The sequence below is a fragment of the Hymenobacter sp. YIM 151500-1 genome, assembly GCF_025979885.1.
Classification (GTDB): Bacteria; Bacteroidota; Bacteroidia; order Cytophagales; family Hymenobacteraceae; genus Hymenobacter.
The window spans coordinates 2189809-2209837 of sequence record NZ_CP110139.1 but is presented as its reverse complement, the minus strand read 5'-3'; the positions used below and the strand labels follow the sequence as shown (position 1 = coordinate 2209837).

Below are 20029 nucleotides of genomic sequence, written 5' to 3'. Positions count from 1 at the left end.
GTGGCACACGCTTTAGCTTGTGCCCAAACGGCACGAAGTAAACCCCGACCAGTAGTGCTGGTCGGGGTTTATTGTATAGTTTTGTTTAAATTATTCTTTCTTTAATTAAAAAAGTCCATGAGGTTGCTTCCTTCCTTCACTAAACTGTTTTTATTCACAGTAGCTGGGTTTGTGTTTTACATAGCAGCTACCATATGGGCAGTCGAAAGTATAGGGGAAAAGCAGACTTGGTTTCATCAACTGATTGGCATTCTGCGGCTCGTTAGCCTTGCCGTAATGGCAATTTGTCCTTTTTTACTTCTGCTCAAGTTTTTTGTACAACAGGATAACAAATCAGAAGGCGAAGCTGGCAAAATGAGACAGAAGTGAGTCCAGCTATAGCCGATAGGCTTTCTTTCCATCTATTGCAACCACTTACTGCCCGCCCGCATTCGCGCCACCTTCGCCCGGATTTCTTCCAGCCCCAGGTTATGCACGCTGCCCAGGTGCGTAGTGTGAAACTCACGGTGCGGCACGTAGCTGCCGTCTTCCACGGCCCGGCCTACCTGCTTGTACGCCTCCCGAAACGGCACGCCGGCCTGAATGAGCTGGTTGATATTTTCCACTGAAAACACCGCGTCGTATTTGGGTTGCTTCAGCAAGTCGGGCTTGATGCGCAGCTGGGGCAGGGCAAAGGCCACGATGTCCAGGATGTCGAGCAGCTGAGTGAGGGGTTCAAATAGAATTTCTTTGAGAATCTGAAAGTCGCGGTGGTAGCCGCTGGGTAGGCCGGCGGTGGCTAGCAGCACGGTGTTGGGCAGGGCCTGCAAGGCGTTGCACCGCCCCCGAATCAGCTCGAACACATCGGGGTTTTTCTTGTGGGGCATGATGCTAGAGCCGGTGGTAAACGCGGCTGGTAGCTCCACGAAGGCCAAATCCTGCGAGTTGTAGAGCACCAGGTCGTAGGCCATTTTGGCGAGGGTAGCGGCCAGCCCGGCCACGGCAAAGGCCGTAGTGCGCTCCGTCTTGCCACGGAGCATCTGGGCCCCCACGCTGCTCACGGCAACTTGTCCGAAACCAAGCTCGCGGGTGGTCTGGAGCCGGTCGATGGGGAAGGAGGAGCCGAAGCCTGCGCCCGAGCCCAGCGGGTTCTGGTCGGCTACGGTGTGGGCGGCTTCAAACAGAGCCAAATCCAGCAGCAAATGCTCGGCGTAGGCCGAAAACCACAGCCCAAACGAGCTGGGCATGGCCGCCTGAAAGTGAGTGTAGCCGGGCATCAGGTCGGCTTGGTGCTGCTCGGCTTTTTGCAGCAGCACCTCCACCAGGACCAGCACCTGCGCGGCCACGCGCCGGGCGTAGTCCTTCAGAAACAGCTGGATGGCCGTCAGCACCTGGTCGTTGCGGGAGCGGGCGGTGTGAATTTTCTTGCCCGCGTCGCCGAACCGCTCGGTGAGGTAATATTCGATTTTGGAGTGCACATCCTCGAAGCTGTCTTCGATGACAAAGGTGTCGGCCTCCAGCTGCGCCGCCAGCTCCGTCAGGCCCTGCTGTAGCTGCTGGTTTTCCTGTTCCGTCAGCAGCCCGGCCCGCGCTAGCATGTTGGCCTGGGCCGCACTGGCCTGCACATCAAACTTCGCCAAATACATATCCAGCTCCCGGTCGCGCCCCACGGTGAACTGCTCGATTTTCTTATCGACGGCAATGCCTTTGTCCCAGATTTTCATGGCCGCAAAGGTAGGAGGGTACCTAGTCAGTGGCCCCGCGCCGGCCCGGCAATTACGCCGCCCGACTGGCCGCGTGGTGGCTGGCTTGGCGAAATTGCAGCGGCGACAGACCGGTTTTCTGCTTGAACAGCTTGCTAAACGACTGCGGGTGCTCGAAGCCCAGGCAGTACGCAATTTCCGCCACCGACCACTTCGACGCGCCCAGCAGCTCCTTGGCTTTGTCCAGCAGCTTGCCATGAATGTACTGCTGCGTGCTTTGCCCGGTTAGGCGCTTCAGCAAGTCGGTGAGGTAGCTGGCCGACATGTGCACCTGCCCGGCCAGGTAGTGCGCCGTAGGCACGCCGTTTTCTGTGGTTTGCTCGCTGTTGAGGTAGCTGTACAGCGCGGCGTCCAGCTGGGCCAGCAGCTCGCGGCCAGCGAGCCTGCGGCTGGCAAACTGCCGGTTGTAAAAGCGGTTGGCGTATTGCAGTAGCAGGTCGAAATACGTGACGACCATTTCCTCACTGAACCCGGCGGGGGCAGCCCGGCACTCCTGCTGCAAGCCGAGTAGCAGGTTGTCGAGCGTGGCTTCCTCGGCCGCCGAGAGGTGCAGGGCTTCGTGGGCGGCGTAGTGCCAGAAGCTGTAGCTTTTCAGGCGGTGAGCCAGGGCGTAGCGGCGGATCAGGTCGGGGTGCACGAGCAGCAGCCAGCCCGCGGGCGGCAGGCTATCGGCCGCGTTCCACAGCACCGCCTTGCCGGGAGCCACCAACGACAGCACCCCGTGGTCGAAATCGTAGCGGAGCTGCCCGTACGCGGTTTTGCAGGGGCAGTTCTTCTTGACCGCAACGGTGTAGAATCCCGTCGAAAGCAAGCCCGACCAGGTTGTGGTTGGTGGCGGCCGCAGCTCGTCGAATTGCAGCACGCTTACCAACGGGTGCGGGGGCGCGGGCAGGGCCAGCAGCCGGTGCTGCTCGGCCACCGAGGTGATGACGAAATGCGGCGGGTTTTCCTGCGTCATGGTAGGCGCAAAGCTACAGCTTCGGCGCAGTTACCTTCTGGTAGATAGGCCGATACGTGCCGGCCAGGCTGCGCACAATAAGCGAGGTAGGAATGATCTTGCCCAGCCGGGCCAGCAGGGCGTTTTTCGCCCCGGAAATGGTCGTGCGCCTGCCGGCGCGCAGGCCGCTCATGGCGGCTTCCACTACCTGCGCGGGCGTTTGTAGCTCGCCGAAAAGGCCCATGTTTTCCGAGCCTACGTTAGCGGCGTCGAAGAAGCCGGTGGCCGTGGCCCCCGGACACAGCAGCATCACCCGGATGCCCAGCGGAGCGTTTTCTTCGGCCAGGGCTTCGGTGAAGGAGCGCACGAAAGCCTTGGAGGCCGCGTAAGCCGCCATAAACGGCACGGACATAAAGCCGGCCATGGAGCCTACCTCTACGATGGTGCCGCGCCGCCGCTCCCGCATGGGGTGCAGGTAGCGGTGCGTCAGGGCCACTAGGGTGGTGAGGTTCAGCGCCAGCATGGCCAGCTCGCTGCCAAGGTCCAGCGTTGCAAAGTCGCCAATAGAGCCAATGCCGGCATTATTGATCAGCCAGTCTACCTCCAGTCCCCGCCGCTCGGTTTCGGCAAACAGCTGCTCGGCTGCCTCTGGTGCCGCCAGGTCCAGCGCCACGTACTGCGCCCGGATGCCGTGCTGGCGCGTCAGCTCGTCGCACAAGGCGCGCAGCTTCTCCGCCGACCGCGCCACCAACACCAGATTATGCTTTTCGGCCGCCAGCCGACGGGCAAATGCTTCGCCAATGCCGCCCGAGGCGCCTGTTATGAGGGTTACGTTCATCTGCGTACTGAAACTTGAAAGCCAGTGGGTAAGGCTGGCAAAGTTTCCGTTTTGGCCAGTCGAAAAAGTAGCCGAATCCGGGATAGTTGTAGCCAAAACCCAGGGCCGGCAAAAGCGGCTCATTGGCCGGGAGTACGGCGCAATCAGCTCTTTTTTGCCAGAGGTAACAGATGGGCCGGGTGACGATGGAAGTGCTACGCTGTAGCGCCAGCCTGGGCACTGCTGACTACAGCCGCAACCCGTCCAGCAACGCAATGTAGCCCCCAATGCCCTGGCGGATTTCGCTGAGCAGAATATACTCGTCCGGGGTGTGGGAGCGGGCCGAGTCGCCGGGGCCGATTTTGACTGTCGTGAAGGGCATCATGCTCTGGTCGGAGAGGGTGGCCGAGCCGAACGGGCAGCAGCCCAGGGCCAGGCCGCGCCGTACCAGCGGGTGGTCCAGCGAAATGCGCGAGGAGTTGAGGTGGAGGGAGCGGGGCGTTACGTCGGCCTGCACGTGCCGGCGCACCAGCTCTACTACTTCCGCGTTGGAATACAGCTCGTTGGGGCGCACGTCCACCACAAACGTGCACCGGTCGGGCACCACGTTGTGCTGGGTGCCGGCCTGGATTTGCGTCACGGTCATCTTCACCGGCCCCAGCAGCTCCGACACCCGCTCAAACCGAAAGTCCCGAAACCACTGCATATCGGCCAGGGCCCGGTACAGGGCATTGTCGCCTTCGTCGCGGGCGGCGTGGCCGGTGCGGCCGTGGGCTACGCAGTCGAGCACCACCAAGCCTTTTTCGGCCACGGCCAGGTCCATCTGCGTTGGTTCGCCCACCACGCCTAGGTCGATGGTGCCCAGCGCAGGCAGCACGCTCCGAATGCCGCCGGCCCCCGAAATTTCCTCCTCGGCGGTAAGGGCGCAAATCAAATTGTAGGGCAGGTTTTCCTGGCCCTGGAAATGCAGAAACGCGGCCAGCAGACTCACCGCCGAAGCTCCGGCGTCGTTGCTGCCCAGCCCGGTCAGCCGGTCGCCCTCCACCACGGCCCCGAACGGGTTATACGTCCAAGTGCTGCCGGGCTGTACGGTGTCGTGGTGGGAGTTGAGCAGGATGGTGGGCTTGTTGGCGTCGAAGTGGCGGTTGCGCGCCCACACGTTGTGGCCGAGACGCTGCACTGGCACGCCGAGGCGCTCCAGAAAAGCAGTCAGTAGCTCGGCCGTGCCGCCTTCTTCGCGCGAGAAAGAGGGCGTGCGAATCAACTCCCGCAGCAGCTCAGTGGCGCTGGCCGTGAGCTGGTCGAGGGCAATGGGGGAAATGCTACTGCTCATCGGCGGTCAGCACCGTTTTCACCGGCTCGTTGAGGCGCAGGGCGTGTTCAATCACCACCCGCTCCACGCCCTGGGTTAGCGCCGCAAAGGCATTATCGAGCTTGGGCACCATGCCGGCCGCCACGGCGCCGGCCGCTTTCAGGGCCTGGTACCGGGCTGGGGTGAGACTGGAAATCACCGACGTGGCATCGTGCATGTCGGCTAGCACGCCGTCTTTCTCGAAGCAGAAATGCAGCTCTACAGCGTAGCGCGCGGCCAGAGCCACGGCTACGGTGCTGGCAATGGTGTCGGCGTTGGTGTTGAGCAGCTGGCCCCGGCCGTCGTGGGTAATGGCACACAGCACGGGCAGCACCCCAGCGTCCAGCAGCAGGTGCAGCAGGTGGGTGTTTACGCCCGCGGGCCGCACGTCGCCCACAAAACCGTAGTCGATGTCAACTACGGCGCGTCGTGTGGCTTGCAGCACGTTGCCATCGGCCCCCGACAAGCCCAGGGCATTGAGGCCGGCCGCTTGCAGCAGGGCCACCAGCTGCTTGTTGGTTTTGCCGGCGTAGAACATGGTCACCACTTCCAGCGTGGGCGCATCGGTAATGCGGCGGCCCTGCACCAGCTGCGGCTCGATGCCGCGCTCGGCAAGCAGCTGGCTGGCCCCTTTGCCGCCGCCGTGCACCAGCAGCTTGCGTCCCGGCACCCGCGCCAGCTCCGCCACAAAGCGGCGCAGCGCCGGCTCATCGTCCAGAATGCCGCCGCCAATCTTGAATATTTTTAGACTTGGATTCATCAATACGTCAGCAGGAGGAAAGGGCCTCAGAGTGCCCAAGAACGCCGAAAGTGGAAGGCGACAACGGCAACCAGCCCGTGGGCCGCGGCCGGCAACGTAACTTTTTTTGGTCCCAGCGCGACAAAGTTTCCGAAAAAAAACATCTAGTATTGCAACGATTTCGCGGCACTTCGCATTTGCAGCCGCAGAAACTACCACTCGCCGCCTTGCGGCCCCGGTGCTTGTCATGATTCACTTCTCTTCTCTTGCGCTTCTGCGACGATCCACGCTGATCGTGCGAATTATGCCAGCCTAAGAGCTGGCTTGCCAAGGACCGTCTGCGTTTTCCAAGCAAAACCGGCGGCACCCGCTCCGAGCAGCGGGAGAGAAGAAGAGAACAATCAACGACTAACTGACTGACACGAGTGTAGGCCCTAGTGTGCGTTTGCCGGGCGGGTTGCCGTAGATGCCCCGCTGCCTTTTGGCCCCTGCGGCCCGTTCCCTTGCCCTTTTCTGGTTGTGTTTCGCCGCTGGCCGCTACGGCCCGCTAGCTGAAATCTGCTGCGCCCGGAAAAGCCTGTTTGCCTGCCCCTGAGTTGTTTTCAGCGCCTGCTGCCGCCATATCGGCAGCTACCTTTTCCCTGCCATGTTTCTACGAGTTGCGGATGCTGCCGACGCGCAGCACGCGGAAACCCTGTGCCACTGGTACGCCGAATCGGCCCGCCAACGCGGCGTAGGCATCGCCAAGCGTGAGCCCAACTACTTGATTAAGAAGATGGAGCGCGGCGACGCCATCATTGCCTTCCTCAATGGGCAGCTGGCCGGCTTCTGCTACATCGAGACGTTTGAGGACGATAAGTTCGTGGTGAACTCCGGCCTCATCGTCAACACGGAGCTGCGCCAGGAGGGCTTGGGCCGGGCCATCAAGCACCGCGTGTTTGAGTTGTCGCGCACCAAGTACCCGCAGGCCAACATCTTCGGCATCACCACCAGCGCGGCGGTGATGAAAATCAACAATGAGCTGGGCTACCGCCCGGTGACCTTCCCGGAACTGACCCAAAGCGACGACTTCTGGAAGGGCTGCGCCAGCTGCAAAAACTACGGCATTCTGCAGGACAACCAGCGCCGCCTGTGCCTGTGCACCGGCATGGTTTACGACAACCTCAACGACCGTTTCGCTCAGCAAACCATTGAAATCCTGAGCGAAGCAAAGTAGTAGACGCCCTGCTGAAAGCCCTCATGCTGACGCTAGAGGCTAACCGTCATGCTTCATCTGGCGTCCGCGCAGCCGGAGGCGAAGTCGAAGCATCTCTACCGCGGGCTAACTCTACTCGTGAGGACGGAGCAGGCATCCGTAACGAAGCGGGAGAGATGCTTCGACAGGCTCAGCATGACAATACTCTCTTGCGAGATAATGCTCGGAAAGCTGCGTAACGCCCACACCCCTCCTCTCTCGCCTCTCATTTCTCACATCTTCGTCCATGAAAAAGGTAGTTCTCGCGTATAGTGGCGGCTTGGATACGTCTTATTGCGTGGTGTATCTGACCCGCGAGCTGGGGTTGGAAGTGCACACGGTACTAGTCAACTCGGGCGGCTTCTCGCCGGAGGAGTTGGCCGCCATCGAAAAGCGAGCCTACGAGCTGGGTTCCAGCCGCCACGAGGTGCTTGACGTAACCGAGCGGTTCTACCAGCAATGCCTGCGCTACCTCATCTTCGGCAATGTGCTGAAGAACGACACGTACCCCTTAAGCGTCAGCGCCGAGCGCATGTTTCAGTCGCTGGCCTTGGCCGAATACGCCCGCACTCATCAAGCCGACTACATTGCCCACGGCAGCACCGGCGCCGGCAACGACCAGGTGCGTTTCGACGTGGCCTTCTCGGTAATTGCGCCGGCCACAGAAATCATTACGCCCATCCGCGACCAGAAGCTGAGCCGCCAAGCCGAAATCGAGTATTTGCAGCGGCACGGGGTGGAGATGAGCTGGGAGAAAGCCAAATATTCCATTAACAAAGGTATCTGGGGGACCAGCGTGGGCGGCGTGGAAACGCTGACCTCGCACCAAGCCCTGCCGGAGTCGGCTTACCCCACGCCGCTTACTCAGACCGAGCCGGCCAGCATCAGCATCACCTTTGAAAAGGGCGAGCCGGTGGCCCTGAATGGACAGGCTATACCGCCCGTAGCCCTGATTCAGGCCCTCAATGAACTGGCCGGCGCCTACGCCATTGGCCGCGACACCCACGTGGGCGACACCATTCTGGGCATCAAGGGCCGCGTGGGGTTAGAGGCGCCGGCCCCGCTGATTCTTATCAAGGCTCACCACTTGCTGGAAAAGCACACTTCCTCGCGCTGGCAGCTGCTGCACAAGGACTATATCGCCAACTGGTACGGCACGCTGCTGCACGAGGCCCAGTACCTCGACCCGGTGATGCGCGACATGGAAGCCTTTTTGGAGTCGTCGCAGGCGCGGGTGTCGGGCACGGTGTTCGTCACCTTAAAGCCCTACCAGTTTGAGTTGCAAGGCATCGAGTCGAAGTACGACATGATGCGCTCCACGGTGGCCACCTACGGCGAAGAAAACGACGCCTGGGACGGCCGCGACGCCAAGGGTTTTATCAAGATTTTCAGCAACCAGCTACGGATTCACGCCTCTTTCGATGCCTAGCAACGATTCGTCTCCGGTGGCCTCACCTCCTAGCTCCCTCTCCAGAAGAGAAGGGGAACTAGCTCTAGATGAGACTAGCTCTAACGAACTACAAACTAGCTCCCCCTCTCCCTCGGAGAGGGAGCTAGGGAGTGAAGCCTTTATGCACAAAATCAAGGTTGGCCTTGTCGGCGGCGCCGGTTACACGGCCGGGGAACTGCTGCGTATTCTGCTGCACCACCCGCGGGCGGAGCTGAGCGCCATTGTCAGTACCTCGAATGCGGGCAACGCGGTAAGTAGCGTGCACGACGACTTGGTAGGTGAAACCGAGGTGCAGTTTGCCTCGAAGCTGGCCGGGGATGAGGACGTGGTGTTTCTGTGCCTGGGCCACGGCAACTCGAAGGCGTGGCTCGAGAAAAACCCGCTGCCTGCCGCTACCAACGTCATTGACCTGAGCAACGACTTCCGCCTGCACGCCGACCAGGAATTCAATGGCCGCACCTTCGTGTACGGCTTGCCGGAGCTGAACAAGGCCGCCATCCAAGCGGCGCAGAGCGTGGCCAACCCCGGCTGCTTCGCCACGGCCATTCAGCTGGCCCTGCTGCCCCTGGCCGCTGCGGGCCAGCTCCGCGCCGACGTGCACGTATCGGCCATTACGGGCTCGACGGGGGCGGGGCAGAGCTTGTCGGAGACGGTGCATTTCTCGTGGCGCAGCGGCAACGTGTCCATCTACAAACCTTTCACCCACCAGCACCTGAGCGAGATAGGGGAGAGCCTGCGCCAGCTCCAGCCGCACCCGGCCGTGGACGTGCACTTTGTGCCGTACCGCGGCAACTTCACCCGCGGCATTTTCGCCAGCGTGTACACGCCCTCGGACCTAACCGAGGACGAAGCGCGGCAGCTGTTCCGGGACTTCTACGCCGACGCGCCCTTCACCACGGTGGCGGAGCGGGAGCTGCACCTGAAGCAGGTAGTCAACACCAATAAATGCCTGCTGCACGTGCAGAAGCAGGGCCGCCAGCTACTGGTCACCGCCGTCCTCGACAACCTGCTGAAAGGCGCCTCGGGCCAGGCCGTGCAAAACATGAACCTACTCTTCGGCTTGCCGGAGACGATGGGGTTGGAGTTGAAAGCGGGTATGTGGTAGGGGCGCGTTGCACGCGTCCGCCCGGCAGCACGACTACTCATTCCAATATATGGGAACGGTTAGCCCAACGACTAGCCGGCCGATACACCATTTTTTTAAACGAAACCATACGCCAGCGGACGCGTGCAACGCGCCCCTATCACAGACACTCATGGAGCTTTTCGACGTTTACCCGCTTGTTGACATTACGCCGGTTCGGGCGCTGGGAGCGACGCTCTGGGACGACCAGGGCCGGGAGTATCTGGATTTCTACGGTGGGCACGCCGTTATTTCCATTGGCCACAGCCATCCGCACTACGTGCAGCGCCTTACCGAGCAGGTGCAGCGCATCGGCTTCTACTCCAACTCGGTGCAGATTCCGATTCAGCGGGAGCTGGCCGAAAAGCTGGGCCGCGTGTCGGGCTACGAAGATTACGCGCTGTTCCTGTGCAACTCGGGGGCCGAGGCCAACGAGAATGCGCTGAAGCTGGCTTCCTTCCACACCGGCAAAACCCGCGTCATTGCCTTCAAGGGCGCCTTTCACGGCCGCACCTCCGGAGCCGTGGCGGCCACCGACAACCCGAAAATTGTGGCGCCCTTCAACGCCGGCCACGCCATCAGTTTCCTCGACTACGACCTAGCCGCCGTAGAGCAGGTGCTGCACGGGGGCGACGTGTGCGCCGTCATCATCGAACCCATTCAGGGTGTGGGCGGCATCGTCAGCCCCTCGGATGAGTTTCTGCGGGAACTGGCGGGGCTGTGCCGGCAGCACGGCGCCCTGTTGGTAGCCGATGAAGTGCAGAGCGGCTACGGCCGCAGCGGCCGGTTCTTCGCCCACCAGCACGCCGGCATCCGCCCCGACATCATTTCGGTAGCCAAGGGCATGGGCAACGGCTTCCCCATTGGCGGCATTCTGATTGCGCCTGAATTGAAGGCTTCACATGGCCTGCTGGGCACCACCTTTGGGGGCAACCACCTGGCCTGCGCCGCCGCCCTGGCCGTGCTGGAGGTAATGGAGCAGGAAAATCTGGTGGAGCACGCCGCCGAGCTGGGCCACTACCTGCGCCGAGAGTTGGAAGCTCACGCCGGCGCCGAGGAAATCCGCGGCCGGGGCCTGATGGTGGGCATCAAATACGGCTTTCCTGTCAAGAACCTGCGCGACCAACTGCTCGCGGAGCACCACATTTTCGTCGGTAACGCTGCCGACCCCACCGTGCTGCGCCTGCTGCCCCCGCTGAATATCACTAAGGCGGAGGTTGATAGGTTTTTGATGGCGCTATGACAGACCTCACCCCCTAGCTCCCTCTCCAAAAGAGAGGGGGAACTAGCTCTAAAACAATAGTTTCTAGCTCATCATTTTCTTCCATCCGCGAAGGGTCGCGTCTCTACAACCTGCATGCATCGTTCCCGAAACCGCTATGGCATTCAACGAAATAGAAGAGATACTTCAATAAGCTCGGCATGACGTGCTGAAATACAGTAGAACACCCATGCAAAACTTTACCTCCTTCGCCGACGTGGGCGACTACAGGGCTCTGCTGCAACAGGCGCTGGCAATCAAGGCCAACCCCTATGGCTACCAGCACGTTGGGCGCAACAAAACCGTAGGGCTGATCTTCTTCAACCCGAGCCTGCGCACCCGGCTTAGCTCCATCAAGGCGGCCTACAATTTGGGCGCGCAAGCCTGGGTGCTCAACGCCGGCGCCGATTCGTGGACCTTGGAAATGGCCGACGGCGCGGTGATGAACAGCGGCACCCAGGAGCACATCAAGGAAGCCATTGCCGTGATGAGCCAGTACTGCGACGTGCTGGGCGTGCGCACGTTTCCTACTCTCAAAGACCGTGACGAGGACTACCAGGAGGTTGTCTTCAACAAGATTCTCCAGTATGCCACCGTGCCCGTCATCAGCCTGGAAAGCGCCACGCTGCACCCACTACAAAGTTTCGCCGACCTGATTACGGTGGCCGAAACCAAGAAAATGGAACGGGTGAAAGTGGTGCTGACCTGGGCCCCGCACGTGCGCGCCCTGCCCCAGTGCGTGCCCAACTCCTTCTGCGACTGGTTTGCGGAAGTCGACTGGGTAGATCTGGTCATCACCCACCCGGAGGGCTACGAGCTGGACCCGCGCTTCACCAAAGGTGCCCGCATCGAGCACAACCAACGCCAGGCCCTGGCCGGCGCCGACTTCGTGCAGGCCAAAAACTGGAGCAGCTACCAGCACTACGGCCAAGTGCTCCAGAACGACCCCGCCTGGATGCTCACGCCCGAACACCTGGCCCTCACCAACGACGCCAAATTCTTGCACTGCCTGCCCGTGCGCCGCAACGTGGAAGTGTCGGACGCGGTGCTCGACTCGCCTAACTCGCTGGTGATTCAGGAAGCGGCTAACCGGGTGTTTTCCATGCAGACGGTGCTGCACGAGCTGCTGAAATAAGGCAGGTGCTGGTAGAGAACAGGCAGAATTTGAGTGAAGAGAAAAACAAAAAAAATTGAGGTGGCACACAACACGGATGGAGGAGCTTCGTTAAGGCGTGTCGAAAGTCGGCTGAGCAGCTGGCTCTATTTGTTCACTCTGTAAGCATCTGCTATGAAAAAGATGATTGCCCTCGCCGCTGTATTGGTTGCTGGAATTTCTGCTGCCAACGCCCAAACCAGCACCACGACAACCACCACCACGCAGCCCACGCAGAGCACCACGGGTACTACCCAGCCCGCCCAAAGCACGGTAAGCCCCACAACGACCACCACTCCCGCCTCGTCAACCACGACAACGACGGTAGAAACCCAGTCGAGCACCAGCGTGTCGCCGGCTTCTTCGGCCCCCACGCAGCCCGCCGCTGGCGACGTGAAGGTGAAAAGCAAGAAGAAAAAGACCAAAATGAAGGCCGACGACAAGTAATCGTCGTCTGCACAACGCAAAAGGCCCGGCTGCGAAAGTAGCCGGGCTTTTTTCTGTGAACTGCGGCCCTAAAACGGAAAGGCCAGTTGCTGGTCTTGTAAATCGGCGGCGCTGGCCAGGTTGGACAGGGTAAGGCCGAGCAGCCGCACGCCCTTGGGCAGGGGCAATAGGCCAGTTAGCAGCTCCCGGCTCAGCGTATCCAGCACCTCGCGGCTGCTAAGCAACCCCAGCGTGGTTCGGCTGCGGGTAATTTGCTGGAAATCGGTGTACTTCACTTTAAGCGTAAGCGTGCGCCCCTGCGTGCCAGTGCGCTGGCAAAACTCCCACACCGAATCCAGGCAGGGCAGCAGGCCGCCTACTAAGTCCTCGTAGGTGGTCAAGTCCTGCTCGAAGGTGGTTTCGGAGCCGATGGACTTGCGCACCCGGTCGGGGCGCACGGGGCGGTGGTCCTGGGCGCGGGCAATGAGATAATAGTGCCCGCCGGCCTTGCCGAAGTGCTGGCGCAGGAAGGCTTCGGTCTGCTGGCGCAAGTCGAGGCCGGTGAAGATGCCCAGCCGGTTCAGCCGCGCGGCCGTGGCCGGCCCAATGCCGTGAAACTGCCCCACGGCCAATCCTTCTACAAACGCCTCGCCCTGGCCCGGCTTAATGACGAACTGCCCGTTGGGCTTGCGGTGGTCGGAGGCCAGCTTGGCCAGAAACTTATTGTAGGAAATGCCCGCCGAAGCCGTGAGGTGAGTTTGGCGAAAAATTTCAGTCCGAATTTCCTGAGCTATTTGCGTAGCGGAGGTGAGGCCCTTGTGGTTTTCGGTTACATCGAGGTAGGCTTCGTCGAGGGAAAGCGGCTCGATGAGTGGAGTATACTCGCTGAAAATGGCCCGAATCTGCCGCGACACGTCCTTGTACACCTCAAACCGGGGCTTCACGAACACCAACTCCGGGCACTTGCGCCGCGCCACCGCCGACGACATGGCCGAACGGACGCCGAACTGCCGCGCCTCGTAGGAAGCCGCTGCTACTACGCCCCGCTCCCGGGAACCACCCACCGCCACGGGCTTACCACGCAGAACCGGATGGTCGCGCTGCTCCACGGAGGCGTAAAACGCGTCCATGTCAAGGTGAATGATTTTGCGGGTGTCAGCGGCGGCGTCCACGGGGGTAGGGCAGAGGCGGCAAAGTTCGGCCGCGCCGGCCATGCCTCACAATACCTGGTCTACACAAACGGGTTCAGCACCTGCAAGCCATTGTCGAGCCGCTGGCCGTGTTGCAGGTCTTCGGAGTACAGCGTCTGGCAGCCGCATTCCAGCGCCGCCGCTACAATCAGCGAGTCAAACCACGAAAACCCGTACCGTTGCGCCACCTGCGTGGCGCGCAGCAGCGTGGCCGGCGTGTTGGTGTGAACAAAAAAGTTGGCCATGACCTCCGTCAGTAGGTTCTCAACCGCTGTCCAGTTATACCCATACTTCCGTCGGCAGATGTTAGCAAATTCTGCTAGTACCTGCGTCGAAATGTGGGCTAGCGGAGTCTGCATTACCTGCGCCGCTATAGCTTGTTTCTGTGGCTCCGTTACAGAATAGGCATAGAGCAGAACGTTGGTGTCAAAAAAGACCTTACCGCTCATTTGCCTCGTCCCGATTGAATTTAAAGCCTCGGGTGTCGAGCTGAACGGCAGTAAATTTTTTAGTGCCAAGCGCGCGACTATCTGCTTCAGTGGATTGGCTATCGTGGGTTTGAATAGTCAGCACCCCGAGCTGCTCCAGTTCCTCCAGCAGGCGCAGAGCGTGTTCGTTCTTGAGTTCGACGGTGTAAGTCATGGCGAGGGTATGGAATATGGAAGAAATATACTGTTAAAGCCGTACACGCCGTAAAATGGTTTCGGGTAGGCAACCCAACGACGCCCCAGGGTTTTAACTCTGAGCCAGCTAGCGGATGGGGCCGCAACCCGACAACGCCCCAAGGCTAAAGCCCTGGAATACCTGTAATCGGGTCTTTAATTCTGCACCGGCTCCAGTGGCGTGGGTGCCGGCTCCGGCTGCCGGGGCTTACGGCTTACCAGAAACACCCCGCCGAAAATCAGCAGCGCCTGCCAGGCCCGGTTCCAGGTGAGGTGGTCTTTGCCCAGGCCCACGGCAATGAGTACGGCCAGGGCCGGTTGCAAGTAGATGTAGGCTCCCAACAGGGCCGGGGAGGCGTACTTCAGAGCCCAGTTGTTGAGCAGGTAAGCCAGGATAGTCAGGCACACCACCATGTAGGCAATGGCCGCCCAAACACCCACCGGGAAGCTGGCGTAGTCGGGCTGCTGCACTTGTTGCCAGCCGGCGGGCACGGCCAGGAAGGCGCCCACCAGAAAAATGCGGGCCAGCACCGTAAACGGGTGGTACTTGCGCATGAGCGGCATTACCACCACCAGATACACCCCGAACGCCGTGGCGTTGAGCAGAATATACACGTTGCCGAGCAGGCCGTCCTGCCCGGCCGCTGCCACCGGGCCCCGGCTCAGAATGATGCTGGCCGCGCCGGCCCCGGCCAACCCGATGCCCAGCAGCCGCGGCAGCGTCAGCCGCTCGCCCAGCAGCACGGCCGAGGCCAGCACTGTTACCACCGGAGCAATGGTTTGGATAAGCGACGCATTGATGGGCGAGGTGAGATTGAGGCCCGAGAAGAACAGCAGCTGGTTCAGCCCGATGCCCAGGATGCCGCTGGCTATGCTGCGCAGCTGGTCGGCGCGGCCCGTGATTCGGTCGTGGGGCGCCACCAGGCGGCTGAGCACGCCGAAGAACACCGCCGCGCCCACCACCCGCAGCAGCACCAGCCCAAACGGCCCCATGTAGCGCGGCATCACGTCCTTGGAAATGCTGTAGTTGGCCGCGTAGATAAGCGCCACCAAAAACAAGGCCGCGTGGACCCGCAGGGAATTTTTCATGGAAAAAGAATGTGGCGTAACCGCAGGAAAGCGCAGCTAAGCTTTAGCTTGTGCCGTACACCGGCCGCAGAGGTGTAGGAAAACGACGGCTAAGGCACACTATACGTACTATCTTAGCTTGCACACGGCGCAAGCTAAAGCTTACGCCACATTTCCGCCTGATGTCTACCGGCTCCCTATTCGACTCTACCCCCGCACCTTCTTCAGCACCCACCACTGCGCCCCTGGCCGAGCGGATGCGGCCCCGCACCCTCCAGCAGTACGCCGGCCAGCAGCACCTCATCGGGCCGGAGGGCGTGCTGCGGCGCTACCTAGCCGCCGGGCGCCTGCCCAGCCTCATCTTGTGGGGGCCGCCGGGCGTAGGCAAAACTACTCTGGCCCATCTACTGGCCCAGGAGCTAGGCAAGCCGTTTGTGGCCCTGTCGGCCATTAATGCCGGGGTGAAGGATGTGCGCGAGGTGATTGAACGGGCCCGCAAGCAGCGCGGCACCATCTTATTTATCGACGAAATTCACCGCTTCAGCAAAAGCCAGCAGGATGCCTTGCTGGGCGCCGTAGAGCAGGGCATTGTCACGCTCATCGGGGCCACCACCGAAAATCCGTCGTTTGAGGTGATTCCGGCCGTGCTCAGCCGGGCCCAGGTGTACACGCTGGAACCCCTGGGCAAAGACGTACTGACCGGCCTTGTTGACAAAGCCCTGGCCGAGGACGAGGTGCTGAAGCAGAAGCGGGTGCGCGTGCAGGACTACGGCGCCCTGCTCACCATTTCGGGCGGCGACGCGCGCAAGCTGCTCAACCTGCTGGAAATCGTAGTAGAAGCCAGCCGCCCCAGTCCCGAAACCGGCGCAATCATCATCACCGATGAGGCGGTGCAGCAGCTGGCCCAGCAGCACCTGGCCCGCTACGACAAAGGTGGCGAGATGCACTACGACGTAATTTCGGCCTTCATCAAAAGCATCCGCGGCTCCGACCCCAATGCGGCCTTGTATTACCTAGCCGTGATGCTGGAAGGCGGCGAAGACCCCAAGTTCATTGCCCGCCGCTTGCTCATTCTGGCCAGTGAGGATGTAGGATTAGCCAACCCCAATGCCCTCATCCTGGCCCAGAGCTGCTTCCAGGCCGTTACGGTCATTGGCATGCCCGAGGGCGACATTATCCTGGGCCAAACGGTGGTGTACCTAGCCACCTCGCCCAAGAGCAACGCTTGCTACAAAGCCATCCGCGAGGCCCGCGCCTACGTGCGCCAGCACGGTGTGCAGCCCGTGCCCATTCCGCTGCGCAATGCCCCCACCAAGCTCATGCAGGAGCTGGGTTACGGCCAGCAGTACCTCTACTCCCACGACTACGAGGGCAACTTCGCCTACCAGGAGTTCCTGCCCGAAGCCCTGAGCGGTACCGTGTTCTACCACCCCGGCCACAACCCCCAGGAAGCCAAAGCCCAGGAACGCCTGCGCCAGCTCTGGGGCGAGAAGTACGGGTATTAAGGTGAGGAGGTAAATACCCTGGCGGCCGACTTCTGGCCACCGGCGGGGCGTCTGCCCGCCGGTGGCTGGGGAAAGTCTCCGGATTGGCGGCCGCAAAGCGGCCAGCCGGAACCGTGCCGCGTGACCGGTTGATAGGAAGATGTAACGCGAAGTTATACTTCGCGAGGCGCCAGAAAGACACCGTACGATTTCGTTCTGTAGGTCGCGAAGTGAAACTTCGCGTTACATTCTTCTAGCGCAGGCGACTGGCCCACATGGCCCCTGCACCTGATGGCCGCTGGCGCGGCCGTCAGTCCGAAGACTTGCCCCATTCCCCAGCGGGCAGACGCCTCGCCACAGGCCAGAGGTCGGCCACCAGAACTCACCAGTTCACCACCTCACCACGCATAACCTCCTGTTCAGCCCTGCAAAATGCCGGTTGGTTGAATAGCCGGCGCCGCACCCGAAAAGCCTCTACATTTGTTTACGAGGACAAACGACTACCTTTTTCTTATCCCAATGAGACAGTTTTTCAAGTACGTGCTGGCCACGCTGACGGGCCTCGTACTATTCGCCCTGGTGGGCTTTGTGTTGCTGGTGGGGCTGATTGCCGCCGCCGCTTCCGGCGACGATGACGTAACCGTGGCCCGCAACTCGGTGCTGGAGCTGAAGCTCGACAAGCCCCTGGCCGAGCGCGGGTTCAAAGACCCGTTTGCGGCCTTTGGGGGCGGCAACGGCACGCTTATCGGGCTCGATGAGCTGAAGGTTGCTATTCGCCGGGCCAAGGACGACGACGGCATCCGGGGCATCTTCCTGAACCTGGAGCTGGTGCAGGGCGGCATGGCCTCACTGGAGGAAATTCGCCGGGAGCTGCTCGACTTCAAGAAGGCGGGCAAGTTTATCGTGAGCTACACCGATGCGCAGTCGGAGAAGAGCTACTACCTGGCCTCGGTGGCCGACAAGCTCTACCTCAACCCCCAGGGCACGCTGGAGTTCAATGGCCTCAGTTCCGAGACCATGTACTACAAAAACCTGTTCGACAAGCTGGGCGTGCAGGCGCAGATTTTCCGGGTGGGCTCATTTAAAAGCGCCGTGGAGCCCTTCTTCCGCACCAGCATGTCAGACTCAGCCCGCCTGCAAACCTCGTCGTTCCTCAACTCGCTGAACGACGCCATGCTGGCCGACGTGGCCGCCGCCCGCAAGATTGCGCCGGCCCGCCTCAAGGTTATCAGCGACTCCATGCTGGTGCACAACGCCGACGACGCCAAGCGCCTCGGCCTGGTAACCGACCTGGGCTACTACGACCAGGCCACCGACTACATCAAGGGCAAGCTGGGCGTGGAGAAAGACGAAAAGCTCAGCCTCATCAACCTGTCGGACTACACCAGGGCCGCCGACGACGAGGACAACGCGAGCGGCAACCGCATTGCCGTGGTCTACGCCGAGGGCGACATCGTGACGGGCAAGGGTGGCAACGAAAGCATCGGCAGCACCCGCTTCGCCGAAGCCATCCGCAAGGCCCGTCTCGACGACAAGGTGAAAGCCGTGGTGCTGCGCGTAAACTCGCCCGGCGGCTCCTCGCTGGCCTCCGACATCATTTACCGCGAGGTGATGCTGACCAAGAAAGTGAAGCCCGTTATTGCCAGCATGTCGGATGTGGCGGCCAGCGGCGGCTACTTCATTGCCATGGGCTGCGACACCATCGTGGCGCACCCTACTACCATCACCGGCTCCATCGGCGTGTTTGGGGTGCTGCCCAACGTGGGGCCCTTCCTGAGCGACAAGCTCGGCATTACGACGGACCGCGTGAGCACGGGCAAGTTCTCGGACTTCCCCACCATTACGCGCGCCCTCACGCCGTTTGAGCAGCAGCAGTTTCAAAACGAAATCAACCGCATCTACGCCGACTTCACCACCAAAGCCGCCCAGGGCCGCCACATGCCGGTGGAGCGCCTGCGCCGCTTTGCCTCCGGCCGGGTGTGGTCGGGGGTAGAAGCCAAGCAGCGCGGCCTCGTAGACGTGCTGGGCTCCATGGACGACGCCCTGCGCATTGCCGCCCGCCGCGCCAAGCTCAAGAACGGCGACTACCGCATCCAGAAGCTGCCCCGCCAGAAGTCGTTTGCCGAAAATCTGCTGTCAAGCTTCGACGAAGAAGCCCGCCTGCGCCTCGTCAAGTCCGAAATGGGCCCGCTGTTCCCGATGTATCAGCAATACAAAAAGCTGTCGGAAATGAAGGGCGCCCAGGCTCGGATGCCGTTTGAAGTGGAGATTCAGTAAGTGGAATCTACGCTTCGGCTTGGGCCGGGCGTGAAAAGGCCGCTGGCATCGTGCTGGCGGCTTTTTTATTTCTTGCTGAGGTCCGCTGAGGAAAAGCGCAGAGGTGCGCAGTGTTCCTACGGCAGAACAGCTTAGCGAACTTCTGCGCTTTCCTCAGCGGACCTCAGCGGGAAATTATACCTTGCGGCCCTGAAAAAACCCTATCGAGAATGCAACAACTCCGCGAGGCCGCTGCCTACCTCCAGCAGCAGCTCCAAGATTTTCAGCCCGAAGTAGGCATCATCCTCGGCACCGGCCTAGGGGCCTTGGTCAAGGACGTAGACGTGCAGCACCGCTTTTCCTACGCCGACATCCCGCACTTCCCGGTGTCGACGGTGGAAAGCCACTCTGGCAACCTGCTGGCGGGCACGCTGGCCGGCAGGCGGGTGCTGGTGATGCAGGGGCGCTTCCACTATTACGAGGGCTACACGATGCCGCAGGTGGTGTTTCCGGTGCGCGTCATGAAGCTGTTGGGGATTCGCCACTTATTTGTCAGCAACGCCGCTGGCGGCCTGCATCCCGACTTTGAGTATTCGGACCTGATGCTCATCGAGGACCACCTGCACTTGCAGCCCGCCAACCCACTCGTCGGGCCCAACCTGGATGAGCTAGGCCCGCGCTTCCCCGACATGCTGGAGCCCTACGCCCCCGGCCTGCTGCACCTGGCCGAGGAGGCCGCCGCCGAGCTAGGCTTTACGCAGTACCTGCGCCGGGGCGTGTACGCCTCCCTACCCGGCCCCATGCTCGAAACCCCGGCCGAGTACCGCTACCTACGCACCATCGGGGCCGATGCCGTGGGCATGAGCACCACCCCCGAGGTCATTGCCGCCGTGCACATGGGCCTGCCCGTGCTGGCCGTGTCCGTCATCACCGACCTGGCCGCACCCGGCAAGCTTAAGCGCGTCGACATTGCCGACATTCTGCGCGCCGCCGCCGTCGCCGAGCCCCGCCTCACGGCCCTGTTCCGTAGGGTGCTGGAAAAACTGTAGGAAGTAAGAAAGTTAAAAAGTTGAGGAGTTAGAAAGTTGAGAAGTTGGAGGATGGCTGCCTCCTAACTTCCCAACTTTCTAACTCCT

The 20029-nt window shown here is 61.3% G+C and carries 18 protein-coding genes; 9 read left to right on the top strand and 9 right to left on the bottom strand.

Annotated elements, in window-relative coordinates:
• Positions 1–401: 401 nt before the first annotated feature.
• The 5 genes from argH to argB all read right to left on the bottom strand — a co-directional run bounded on the left by argH (position 402) and on the right by argB (position 5607).
• Positions 402–1703 carry an argininosuccinate lyase gene (argH, locus tag OIS53_RS09190; protein ID WP_264682103.1) on the bottom strand — a complete coding sequence of 434 codons (1302 nt, stop codon included), beginning with the start codon at positions 1701–1703 and terminating at the stop codon, positions 402–404.
• A gap of 52 nt (positions 1704–1755) precedes the next feature.
• On the bottom strand, positions 1756–2700 hold the full coding sequence (locus tag OIS53_RS09185) for a helix-turn-helix domain-containing protein (RefSeq protein WP_264682102.1): 945 nt from the start codon (positions 2698–2700) through the stop codon (positions 1756–1758).
• A gap of 13 nt (positions 2701–2713) precedes the next feature.
• Positions 2714–3517: an SDR family NAD(P)-dependent oxidoreductase gene (locus OIS53_RS09180; protein ID WP_264682101.1), complete on the bottom strand. Its 804-nt coding sequence runs from the start codon at positions 3515–3517 to the stop codon at positions 2714–2716.
• Between the two features lie 226 nt (positions 3518–3743).
• Positions 3744–4829 (bottom strand): M20 family metallo-hydrolase, encoded by a 1086-nt coding sequence (locus OIS53_RS09175; RefSeq protein WP_264682100.1) that lies wholly within the window; start codon positions 4827–4829, stop codon positions 3744–3746.
• The gene (gene argB / locus OIS53_RS09170; RefSeq protein ID WP_264682099.1) at positions 4819–5607 is read right to left on the bottom strand and encodes an acetylglutamate kinase; all 789 of its coding nucleotides are present in this window, start codon (positions 5605–5607) and stop codon (positions 4819–4821) included. Before argB ends, OIS53_RS09175 begins: the two co-directional genes overlap by 11 nt.
• 625 nt (positions 5608–6232) lie before the next feature.
• Here argB and OIS53_RS09165 point away from each other — a divergent pair.
• From OIS53_RS09165 to OIS53_RS09140, 6 genes are all read left to right on the top strand, one after another.
• Entirely contained in the window at positions 6233–6802 is a 570-nt protein-coding gene (locus OIS53_RS09165) for a GNAT family N-acetyltransferase (protein ID WP_264682098.1), read from the top strand.
• Between the two features lie 265 nt (positions 6803–7067).
• Positions 7068–8249: an argininosuccinate synthase gene (gene argG / locus OIS53_RS09160; RefSeq protein ID WP_264682097.1), complete on the top strand. Its 1182-nt coding sequence runs from the start codon at positions 7068–7070 to the stop codon at positions 8247–8249.
• Positions 8250–8391: 142 nt separating this feature from the next.
• Entirely contained in the window at positions 8392–9375 is a 984-nt protein-coding gene (argC, locus tag OIS53_RS09155; RefSeq protein WP_264682096.1) for an N-acetyl-gamma-glutamyl-phosphate reductase, read from the top strand.
• A 151-nt stretch (positions 9376–9526) separates the two neighbouring features.
• Complete coding sequence (locus OIS53_RS09150) at positions 9527–10636, top strand: aspartate aminotransferase family protein (protein WP_264682095.1); 1110 nt, start codon at positions 9527–9529, stop codon at positions 10634–10636.
• A gap of 208 nt (positions 10637–10844) precedes the next feature.
• Positions 10845–11789, top strand: coding sequence for an N-acetylornithine carbamoyltransferase (locus tag OIS53_RS09145; protein ID WP_264682094.1), 945 nt, complete (start codon positions 10845–10847; stop codon positions 11787–11789).
• 153 nt (positions 11790–11942) lie between these two features.
• Positions 11943–12254 carry a hypothetical protein gene (locus OIS53_RS09140; RefSeq protein WP_264682093.1) on the top strand — a complete coding sequence of 104 codons (312 nt, stop codon included), beginning with the start codon at positions 11943–11945 and terminating at the stop codon, positions 12252–12254.
• A gap of 68 nt (positions 12255–12322) precedes the next feature.
• Here OIS53_RS09140 and dinB read toward each other — a convergent pair whose 3' ends face one another.
• The 4 genes from dinB to OIS53_RS09120 form a co-directional block, all read right to left on the bottom strand.
• Positions 12323–13363, bottom strand: coding sequence for a DNA polymerase IV (dinB, locus tag OIS53_RS09135; RefSeq protein ID WP_413775192.1), 1041 nt, complete (start codon positions 13361–13363; stop codon positions 12323–12325).
• Between the two features lie 101 nt (positions 13364–13464).
• A complete protein-coding gene (locus tag OIS53_RS09130; RefSeq protein ID WP_264682091.1) occupies positions 13465–13872 on the bottom strand; it encodes a PIN domain-containing protein in 408 nt (135 codons plus the stop codon).
• On the bottom strand, positions 13862–14065 hold the full coding sequence (locus OIS53_RS09125; RefSeq protein ID WP_264682090.1) for a hypothetical protein: 204 nt from the start codon (positions 14063–14065) through the stop codon (positions 13862–13864). The genes OIS53_RS09130 and OIS53_RS09125 overlap by 11 nt, the downstream gene beginning before the upstream one ends.
• Positions 14066–14241: 176 nt before the next feature.
• Positions 14242–15174, bottom strand: a complete 933-nt coding sequence (locus OIS53_RS09120; protein ID WP_264682089.1) for a DMT family transporter — start codon at positions 15172–15174, stop codon at positions 14242–14244.
• Positions 15175–15335: 161 nt separating this feature from the next.
• Here OIS53_RS09120 and OIS53_RS09115 point away from each other — a divergent pair, with 161 nt between their 5' ends.
• From OIS53_RS09115 to OIS53_RS09105, 3 genes are all read left to right on the top strand, one after another.
• Positions 15336–16658 carry a replication-associated recombination protein A gene (locus OIS53_RS09115; protein WP_264682088.1) on the top strand — a complete coding sequence of 441 codons (1323 nt, stop codon included), beginning with the start codon at positions 15336–15338 and terminating at the stop codon, positions 16656–16658.
• Positions 16659–17156: 498 nt separating this feature from the next.
• Positions 17157–18914 (top strand): signal peptide peptidase SppA, encoded by a 1758-nt coding sequence (gene sppA, locus OIS53_RS09110; RefSeq protein WP_264682087.1) that lies wholly within the window; start codon positions 17157–17159, stop codon positions 18912–18914.
• A gap of 209 nt (positions 18915–19123) precedes the next feature.
• Positions 19124–19942, top strand: coding sequence for a purine-nucleoside phosphorylase (locus OIS53_RS09105; RefSeq protein WP_264682086.1), 819 nt, complete (start codon positions 19124–19126; stop codon positions 19940–19942).
• Positions 19943–20029 lie beyond the last annotated feature (87 nt).

What these genes read in the sequence shown, in the direction of transcription:
- OIS53_RS09165 (WP_264682098.1), top strand. Translation starts at nt 6,233, where the DNA reads ATGTTTCTACGAGTTGCGGATGCTGCCGACGCGCAGCACGCGGAAACC.
- argC (WP_264682096.1), top strand. Translation starts at nt 8,392, where the DNA reads ATGCACAAAATCAAGGTTGGCCTTGTCGGCGGCGCCGGTTACACGGCC.
- OIS53_RS09150 (WP_264682095.1), top strand. Translation starts at nt 9,527, where the DNA reads ATGGAGCTTTTCGACGTTTACCCGCTTGTTGACATTACGCCGGTTCGG.
- OIS53_RS09140 (WP_264682093.1), top strand. Translation starts at nt 11,943, where the DNA reads ATGAAAAAGATGATTGCCCTCGCCGCTGTATTGGTTGCTGGAATTTCT.
- OIS53_RS09105 (WP_264682086.1), top strand. Translation starts at nt 19,124, where the DNA reads ATGCAACAACTCCGCGAGGCCGCTGCCTACCTCCAGCAGCAGCTCCAA.
- OIS53_RS09185 (WP_264682102.1), bottom strand. Translation starts at nt 2,700, where the DNA reads ATGACGCAGGAAAACCCGCCGCATTTCGTCATCACCTCGGTGGCCGAG.
- OIS53_RS09115 (WP_264682088.1), top strand. Translation starts at nt 15,336, where the DNA reads ATGTCTACCGGCTCCCTATTCGACTCTACCCCCGCACCTTCTTCAGCA.
- OIS53_RS09180 (WP_264682101.1), bottom strand. Translation starts at nt 3,517, where the DNA reads ATGAACGTAACCCTCATAACAGGCGCCTCGGGCGGCATTGGCGAAGCA.
- dinB (WP_413775192.1), bottom strand. Translation starts at nt 13,363, where the DNA reads ATGGACGCGTTTTACGCCTCCGTGGAGCAGCGCGACCATCCGGTTCTG.
- OIS53_RS09175 (WP_264682100.1), bottom strand. Translation starts at nt 4,829, where the DNA reads ATGAGCAGTAGCATTTCCCCCATTGCCCTCGACCAGCTCACGGCCAGC.
- OIS53_RS09130 (WP_264682091.1), bottom strand. Translation starts at nt 13,872, where the DNA reads ATGAGCGGTAAGGTCTTTTTTGACACCAACGTTCTGCTCTATGCCTAT.
- argB (WP_264682099.1), bottom strand. Translation starts at nt 5,607, where the DNA reads ATGAATCCAAGTCTAAAAATATTCAAGATTGGCGGCGGCATTCTGGAC.
- OIS53_RS09120 (WP_264682089.1), bottom strand. Translation starts at nt 15,174, where the DNA reads ATGAAAAATTCCCTGCGGGTCCACGCGGCCTTGTTTTTGGTGGCGCTT.
- sppA (WP_264682087.1), top strand. Translation starts at nt 17,157, where the DNA reads ATGAGACAGTTTTTCAAGTACGTGCTGGCCACGCTGACGGGCCTCGTA.
- argH (WP_264682103.1), bottom strand. Translation starts at nt 1,703, where the DNA reads ATGAAAATCTGGGACAAAGGCATTGCCGTCGATAAGAAAATCGAGCAG.
- OIS53_RS09125 (WP_264682090.1), bottom strand. Translation starts at nt 14,065, where the DNA reads ATGACTTACACCGTCGAACTCAAGAACGAACACGCTCTGCGCCTGCTG.
- OIS53_RS09145 (WP_264682094.1), top strand. Translation starts at nt 10,845, where the DNA reads ATGCAAAACTTTACCTCCTTCGCCGACGTGGGCGACTACAGGGCTCTG.
- argG (WP_264682097.1), top strand. Translation starts at nt 7,068, where the DNA reads ATGAAAAAGGTAGTTCTCGCGTATAGTGGCGGCTTGGATACGTCTTAT.